The organism is Candidatus Abyssobacteria bacterium SURF_5, from assembly GCA_003598085.1.
Classification (GTDB): Bacteria; Abyssobacteria; SURF-5; order SURF-5; family SURF-5; genus SURF-5.
In genome coordinates, this window is record QZKU01000084.1 from 63617 (window position 1) to 71315 (window position 7699).

Genomic DNA, 7699 nt, shown 5'->3' on the forward strand with positions numbered 1-7699 from the left:
TGGGAAATGAAGCGAGGTGCAAAAGCATGTTCAAACTGATTAAGAAGACTCTGATCGCCGGAATCGGGGCCATCGAGTACTCGCGCGAGCAGATGACGGAGTTGCGCAAGCAACTGAGAGAATCACTCGATGAATGCGTGAAGCGCGGGGAACGCCTGGCCGAACACGAGGACAGCCTGCTTGCGGCTTTCTTTTCAGCCGTGAGGCCGAAGCAGAAAGTGCCCACTTCCGATGAAGTGGATGTCATTATCCCGGGTTACGACGATATGACAGTCACCGAGATCATCGACCAGATCAAGCGGCTGTCGATGCGCCAGCTCGAGATCATCAGAACCTACGAATACCACAATTTCAATAGGATCCGCATCATTCGCCAGATCGACAAAGAGCTGGACGAGGCCCGAATCATTCCGGACTATGACGAATTGCCCGTGAGCGAGATCGTCGAGCACCTGGAGAGCCTGTCCCAGCAGGAGCTGGCTGCGATCCGGGATTACGAGAAGAGCCATCGCAGCCGCGTAACGATTCTCCGGGCGATTGACCGGCGGCTGGCGAAGGCGGCATAGCAGATTTGAGGCTCGGCGTCGCGGCGATGCTAGCTTTGTTGGTGCAACGGCGGCAACATCATTTTCGGCGGCGCGACGGCATCATCGGTTGTATAGATTTTGACTAGCCTGGAAGGGTTTCCGGGCGCCCGCGCGCCGCAGAAGCTGACGGGATAATCTCCCCCGGGCGTCGCCTCGAGCCCGCCGGCCGCGGCAATGCGAACAACGGTATTGACGCATTGCAGCGGCGTGCCGTCGGCCCGAAAAATGTTGTTCCGCGGGAACAGCACGATCCGCGGACACCGCAGAATCTGTTTCATCCCGATGGTGACCGCAAGTTCAGGATAATCCCCAAAAAACCCGCCGCAATCGGAGCGGATCATGTTGATGGTCTTGGTCGCCAGGTTGATGCGGACCAGACGCGTTTCCGAATTTTCAACGCCCTCTTCCGGTTCATTAAATGCGACATGGCCGTGGATGCCGACACCGCCGTAGCACGTATCGATTCCGCCCGCAGCTTGAATCTGCTCTTCCATCATCTCGAGACGTTCGGGATCGGGGAAACGGATCTGCGAGCGCGGGATCATCAGCTCCGGGGCTTCCCGCTCGAGTTGCGAAAAGAGAAGCCGCTCAGCCACGGATTGGAATGACAGCGGATGTTCCAATCCCAGCCGATGCCCATCCTCATAGCAGTATTCGTCCATAAAAAAGAAATGACATTTGTTCAGGCTGAGCTTGCTCTTAAGGACCTTCCTGAGGAAGATCGGGTATTGAGCGGTGGGTCCAATGGGCAGGATGATCCGGGTCGGCTTCGCCATCCGATTGTTTCCGTCGATTTCCTGTGCGAGCAATTCCGCGAATATTTCATAGAGCCGTCGCCGCGAATCGACCACCACAAGGCGATTGGAATATCTTTGGACGAATTCGCCGGCGGGGAGAGCAAGGAGCTTTCTCAGCTCGTCATTTCTCCATGGGTACCATGGTATGGGGGGCGGCGCAGAAGGGATTATTTTTTCCATCATCGGGAACGAGCAGTTTGTTTTTGAGTTATTTTATACCAACTGCCCGGGATCCTCAATATGCGCGATGACATCATTGAGGAATCGCGCGGCCTCGGCGCCGTCGAGGATACGATGGTCAAATGAAAGAGACAGGTGGATGCCGCTGATTACTTTCACCTCTCCATTCACCACCCACGGCAGTTCCCTGATTTTTCCCAGGCCCAGATTGGCGGCCTCGGGATGGTTTATGATCGGGGTCGAATAGATGCCGCCGATGCTGCCGATGTTGGTGATGCTGAATGTCCCTCCCTTCAGGTCGGCGAGCGCCACCTTTCGCTGCCAGGTCAAGTCCGCAAGCCGCTGGGTCTCCTCGGCCAACTCGATGATGCTCTTCTTATCGACGTTCTTGACCACGGGCACAAGAAGGCCGTCGTCCGTTTCCACGGCGAACCCGATGTTTATGTACTTTTTGAGAAGGATCTCGTTTCTTTCCGAGTCGACAGACGAATTCAGGTACGGGTGTTTGAGAAGGCTCAGCGCGGCCGCTTTCATAATGAACGGAAGGTACGTCAAATTGATCTTCCTGCTCGAGGCTTCTCCGGCTTTCTGCCGCTTGAGGAGGACGAGCTGAGTGGCGTTCGCGATGTCAGTATGCGTCACGTGGGGGATCGAGGTTGCGGAGCGCACCATTTTCTGCGCCACGCTCCTGCGGACGCGCATGATGGGGATACGCTCGATCTCGCCGTAAGTATCCTCGTCCGCGGATACCGGCGCCTGTTCCGCATGCCTTTTTACGTCATCCTCGCTGATCCTGCCATCGGGGCCGGTTCCCTTCACCTTGTTGATATCGACGCCGAGGTCTTTCGCCAGCTTGCGGACCGCCGGCACTGCAAGAACGCGCGGCCCGGCCGCGGCCTTGGGCGCGGCTTTTCCGACATCGCCCACAATGCCGACATACTCCCTCTTTTCTTCTTCTTTCTTTTCCGGTTCGGGCGGCTTCTCGCCTTCCTCGCCGATAATCACCAGCGTCTCGCCCACCTTGATGATTTCGCCCTCGCGATACAGTATCTTGAGGATGGTTCCGGCGCGAGGAGAGGGAATTTCCACAACGGCCTTGTCGGTTTCAACCTGCACCATGAGCTGGTCCTGCTCGACGCGCTCGCCTTCATCAACCAGCCACAGAACGATTTCTCCTTCGGTTATACCCTCGCCGACATCAGGGAATTTGAATTCGGTCGCCATCGCGTCATCCTTTCCATTCTTACGGTGATCTCTGTTAAAGGCAGGGCCGATTATAATCGGTCATTCTTTGGTGCGTCAACCGGGATAAGTTCGGGCAATGCTGCCGGGAACGGCTGAGATCAGGCCCACCGGTTCGAGAGGCTCATCCCTTTAGAATTCCATGACCCGTCTGACGGCGGCGGAGATGCGTTCGACGCTCGGCAGGTACAGGTGCTCGCTCTTGAGGAGCGGAAACACGATATCAAAACCGGTGACGCGTTGCGGCGGCGCCGAGAGGCTGAGGAACGCCCTCTCGTTTATCATGGCGATAATTTCGGCGCCGAATCCGCACGTTTTCGGTGCCTCATGAACAACCACAACTCTGCCGGTCTTTTTCACCGACTCGATAATGGTCTCGCTGTCCAGCGGCGTAACGGTTCTCACATCGATCAATTCAACGTCGATGCCTTCTTCCGCGAGCGCATCGGCAGCATCGGAGGCAATTGGCACCATTGATCCCCACGCGATCAGGGTCACCTGCTCGCCCTCGCGCGCGACGGCTGCGTTTCCGATCGGGACCTCGTAATCACCGTCGGGCACTTCCGCTTTTATCGCGCGATAGAGACGCTTCGGCTCGAGGAAAACAACAGGATCGGGGTCGCGAATCGCCGAAATCAGCAGCCCCTTGGCATCGTATGGGTTTGAGGGAATGACGACTTTTATGCCGGGCGTGTGCGCGAAGATGGCCTCCGTGCTTTCGGAATGATGTTCGGGCGCATGAATTCCGCCGCCGTACGGCGCGCGAATCACGAGGGGAACCGAAAAGCGTCCCCTCGACCGATTACGCATCCGGCCGGCATGCGAGATGATCTGGTCGAAGGCTGGATAGATGAATCCCATGAACTGGATTTCCGCGACCGGACGCATGCCGAACAGCGCCAACCCGATCGCGGTGCCGACGATACCGGATTCGGCAAGCGGGGTATCGACGACGCGGTCCTCGCCGAACAATTTCTGCAGGCCTTCGGTCGCCCGGAAGACGCCGCCCGCCCTGCCAACGTCTTCCCCCAGTACCATGACGCGGTCGTCGCGCTCCATTTCCTCTCGCAAGGCGGAATTGACCGCTTCCACCAGATTCATCTCAGCCACGCTTATTCTCCTTCAGTGGAAACAGTTCTGTGAGCGACGCCAACTGCTCCTTCAACGAAGCGGGCATTTCCTTAAACATATATTGGAAAAGATCGGGCGGGGCGGGCGGCTCCACGGCCTCAGCCTCCGTAACTGCCTGTTCCACGCGCGCATCGGCCTCGGCCTTCGCCTCTGCAACAAAATTATCATTGATAAGCTGCCTGGCGCGAAGGTATTTCTCCAGCCTGGTCAGCGGGTCGCTCGCGCGCCATTGTTCGACTTCGGAATCATCCCGGTAGCGAAGCGGATCGTCTGAGGTGGTATGCGCTCCCAGCCGATACGTGACCGCCTCGATCAGGGTCGGGCCTCCGCCCGCGCGCGCCTTGTCGAACGCCGCCTTTGTCGCCGCATAGCAGGCAAAGACATCATTTCCGTCGACGCGGATGCCTTCGAATCCGTATGCCACCGCTTTTTGCGCAATTGTGGCCGCGGCCGTTTGGCGGCGCAGCGGGACCGAAATGGCATACTGATTGTTCTGGCAAATGAAAACCACCGGGGCGCGCAGGACGCCGGCGAAATTGAGTCCCTCATGAAAATCGCCCTCCGAGGTGGCGCCGTCGCCGAAATAGACGGCGACGACGATCTTCCGTTTCTGCAATTTGGCGGCCCAGGCGGCGCCGACGGCATGAAGGATCTGCGAGCCGACCGGAACGGAGAAGGGGAACATATTGACGCCTTCCGGAATGCGGCTGCCAATTTCGTTGCCCATCCAATAAAGATAGACATTCGAAAGGGGAAGCCCCCGATAGATGCACACCAGCAGTTCCCGATAGCTGGGGAAGAACCAGTCGTCGGCTCCCATAGCGGCGGCGCTTCCGAGTTGGATGGCTTCCTGCCCGAGCAACGAGGCGTAGGTTCCCATGCGGCCCTGGCGCTGCAGGTTCAAAGCTTTCTGGTCGGCCGCCCGCGCGAGCAGCATCCATCGCAGAAAATCGGGCACCTTCCCGTCCGGAAGAGCCGGCGCAAGCTGCTCGTTCAGGATTCCGTTCTCGTCCAGGATGCGGAGCATCTTGTCCTTCAGCGGATCGAATTCCTTGAAGAGATCGTTCATCTGCTCCCCCCGAAGCTACCATTTGCGAGGCGGCGGCCATTCGGCCTTTCCGCTCGAAACAAATTCATAATACCGCGCCAGCGTGAACAGGTAATCGGACAGCCGGTTGAAATATTTCATGAGGTGCGTCGATGTGATGATTCCCGAGTTTCTCGCTTCCACGGCGCTCCGCTCGGCCCGCCGCACGAAGGTGCGCGCGATATCGAGCATGGCCGAAACCTGAGTCGTCCCGGGAACCACGAAATTCTCCGGCATCGGCATTCGCTTCTCGATCGAGTTCATGCCGTTCTCGAGCCGGCGCACGTGCCTGGCGGAGATGCGATTCTTCACCTTCGCTACGTCATCGGGCGATGCGGCGACCTCCGACCCGATCATGAACAATTCCTCCTGCACGCGGAGGATCAGCCGCTGAAAACTGGTCATAGGGCACGACGCGCGCGCAAGCCCGAGAACGGAGTTAACCTCATCGAGCGTTCCATTGATGACCTTGCGGAGATCGGTTTTCGCTACCAGTTTATTTTTGTCGAGGAGACTAGTTCGCCCAGTGTCTCCCTTTTTGGTCGTAATCTTCATTCGGGAGGCTTTCGTTATCTTAATAATATTGTTCGTTTCCATTTGTTTTGGCAATGCCGACCGGCGATAAAAAATGGGTGTACAACCAAAAAGCTTTGTGGTACAATTTGTTGCGCTGGACTTTCTCCCATCCAAGCAGCCACGTCTTTGAAGGAGGGGCGCGTGACCGCATATCACGAGCTGGACATCTTCTTCGACCTCCAAAAGCTTGCCGGCAGAGAGTACTCCTCCAAAGCGAAGGAGGTTTTCTTCAAGAACTGTTCCCCCCTCATGCTGCGCGACAGCCAGATTTTTGCCGGAGAATCGAGAGGACCATCCCCTGGGGCGGAGCAAATGTTCTGTATTGCGATCAGGACTGAGGATGCCGCCGTCATCGGATATTTGAAAAACATTTTCGCCGCTGCCGGCGATTCGCCGCTTGCACCTCCACACGATCGGCTTCGCGAGTCCGATTTTGTCGCACGCTCTCGCTTAAAACACATCGGAAATATCGATGGCCAAGGCAGGTTGATAACTAGCAAATGGAGCCGGATCGACCACGACTTGTGCAAGAGATACGGCTGGCCGTATGTCCCTCGCTCTTTTCCGCGGTATATTGCGCCGATCTTCATCGAGGAACTCGAGAAGATGAGCGATCCGGCAAACGCAGCACCTGCGGCAAGCGTTCTGAAAGAGAGCGGCACACGCTCGTCGAGAAGCCGAAATGTCAGGTTGCCTCCCATCGGCAGATATCTGCTCTATTTCGCCTGCGCGTGCATTCTCCTGTTGGTCGCCGGGTGGGTGTTTTTGGGAGGAGGCGAGCAATATCTGAAACAGGCGAAAGGCGATGTTTCAGAGCGCCTTCAATTGGGGAGCGAAGCGCACGACAGAAAGCAGAAGGGTTATGCCCTGGCGGCGCTAAGCAAGCTTTCACATGACCTGAACGGCGATGAATTGAACGGCAAGCTCGAGCAGAAATATTATCACGTTTTGGGCGTGCCGAATTCCCCCCATGCAGATGTGAGACTCGATTGCTCCGTCTGGTTCGCAACAAGCGAGATGTTCCGTCCGAACCCGCAAACCCTTACACAAGGGTTTATTAAGATGGAAATGAGGGCGCGGAATGGCAGTTTGATATGGACCTGCCTTGCCACCGGTAGTGCCGCCGCTCCCGGAAGAGAGAGTGAAAACGAGTCGTTGCGTGTTGATGCATTGCGCAATGCCATCGAGGAGATGGATATGGCGTGTCTTCCGGACGGCAGGTCGGTCAGGGATTTGCAGGAGCACCGCGATTTCGAAGGCGTCAATAACATGGTAAGGCATCTGAGCGAGAAGAGAGAGCAAGTCCGCAGCGAAGACGTTTCCAGGGCGGAATGGGACAGCTTCCGTGAGCAGGTGCTCGAGTCGCTCCGGCAGCAGTGGATCATGAGTCATCGGGTACATCTTTCCACCGGGTCGTCACTTGATGCGATAATCCTCGAGGAACAAGAGAACGCATTTCGTTTTCGAGTAGCGCGGGGTTTTATCTCCATCCCGAAGGAGCAAATCAAGATCATCGAGCCGCTTGCAAAGGAGGCCATTGCCCAATCGGCAAGCAAGCTTGCGGCGGGGAAAAAAGATGCACCCTGGTGGCAAGCGAAGATCGCCGAGGAAGCGGTTGCCGATTTCAGCGAATGGTTTATTCAATTTGGGCCTTTTCTTCCCGGCGCCTATGTAGTTGAAATCCGCCCGAACCAACTCGACGGCGAACTGGAAGCCGTAGTCAATTCACAACAAAAGCTGTGTGTGCTGAGAAAAGGCGGAGAGATCGAAGGTTTTCGGGTTATTGGAATAGACGCCGAGAACAAGCAGGTCCTCTTGACGAAGGGAACGAGTGGAGGAGTCCTGCGAATTTGGCCGGAAAGAATTGAAAAAGACGCACCCCAGCCGGCGTCATAGTCACGCGACGCGCTGTCCGCCCGCCCATCCAGCCCCGCCGCCGTCTATCACTCGCTAAACTTCATATCCTGAATGTGCGCGACAGGCGGTCGCAATCTGCACGAAATCGAGTAGGAGGCGGAGTCGCCCCCGCCGACCTCTCACACCACCGGGCATACGGTTCCGTACCACGGCGGTTCATGAAGTACCTAAGCTTGCTGAAG

The 7699-nt window shown here is 57.0% G+C and carries 7 protein-coding genes; 2 read left to right on the plus strand and 5 right to left on the minus strand.

Translation table 11 applies throughout. The annotated features are described in order from the left end of the window. The first annotated feature begins 26 nt into the window (after nucleotides 1-26). Nucleotides 27-566 carry a hypothetical protein gene (locus C4520_12290; GenBank protein ID RJP19858.1) on the plus strand — a complete coding sequence of 180 codons (540 nt, stop codon included), beginning with the start codon at nucleotides 27-29 and terminating at the stop codon, nucleotides 564-566. 29 nt (nucleotides 567-595) lie between these two features. On the opposite strand, the gene C4520_12295 is transcribed toward C4520_12290, so the two are convergent. From C4520_12295 to C4520_12315, 5 genes are all read right to left on the minus strand, one after another. Then, on the minus strand, nucleotides 596-1567 hold the full coding sequence (locus C4520_12295) for a hypothetical protein (protein RJP19859.1): 972 nt from the start codon (nucleotides 1565-1567) through the stop codon (nucleotides 596-598). Nucleotides 1568-1597: 30 nt separating this feature from the next. After that, entirely contained in the window at nucleotides 1598-2788 is a 1191-nt protein-coding gene (locus C4520_12300; protein RJP19860.1) for a 2-oxo acid dehydrogenase subunit E2, read from the minus strand. A gap of 150 nt (nucleotides 2789-2938) precedes the next feature. Beyond that, on the minus strand, nucleotides 2939-3907 hold the full coding sequence (locus tag C4520_12305; protein ID RJP19868.1) for an alpha-ketoacid dehydrogenase subunit beta: 969 nt from the start codon (nucleotides 3905-3907) through the stop codon (nucleotides 2939-2941). A 1-nt stretch (nucleotide 3908) separates the two neighbouring features. After that, nucleotides 3909-5006, minus strand: a complete 1098-nt coding sequence (pdhA, locus tag C4520_12310; GenBank protein RJP19861.1) for a pyruvate dehydrogenase (acetyl-transferring) E1 component subunit alpha — start codon at nucleotides 5004-5006, stop codon at nucleotides 3909-3911. Nucleotides 5007-5021: 15 nt separating this feature from the next. Next, nucleotides 5022-5621 (minus strand): cob(I)yrinic acid a,c-diamide adenosyltransferase, encoded by a 600-nt coding sequence (locus C4520_12315; GenBank protein ID RJP19862.1) that lies wholly within the window; start codon nucleotides 5619-5621, stop codon nucleotides 5022-5024. Nucleotides 5622-5741: 120 nt separating this feature from the next. Here C4520_12315 and C4520_12320 point away from each other — a divergent pair, with 120 nt between their 5' ends. Beyond that, entirely contained in the window at nucleotides 5742-7496 is a 1755-nt protein-coding gene (locus C4520_12320; GenBank protein RJP19863.1) for a hypothetical protein, read from the plus strand. Nucleotides 7497-7699: the final 203 nt, after the last annotated feature.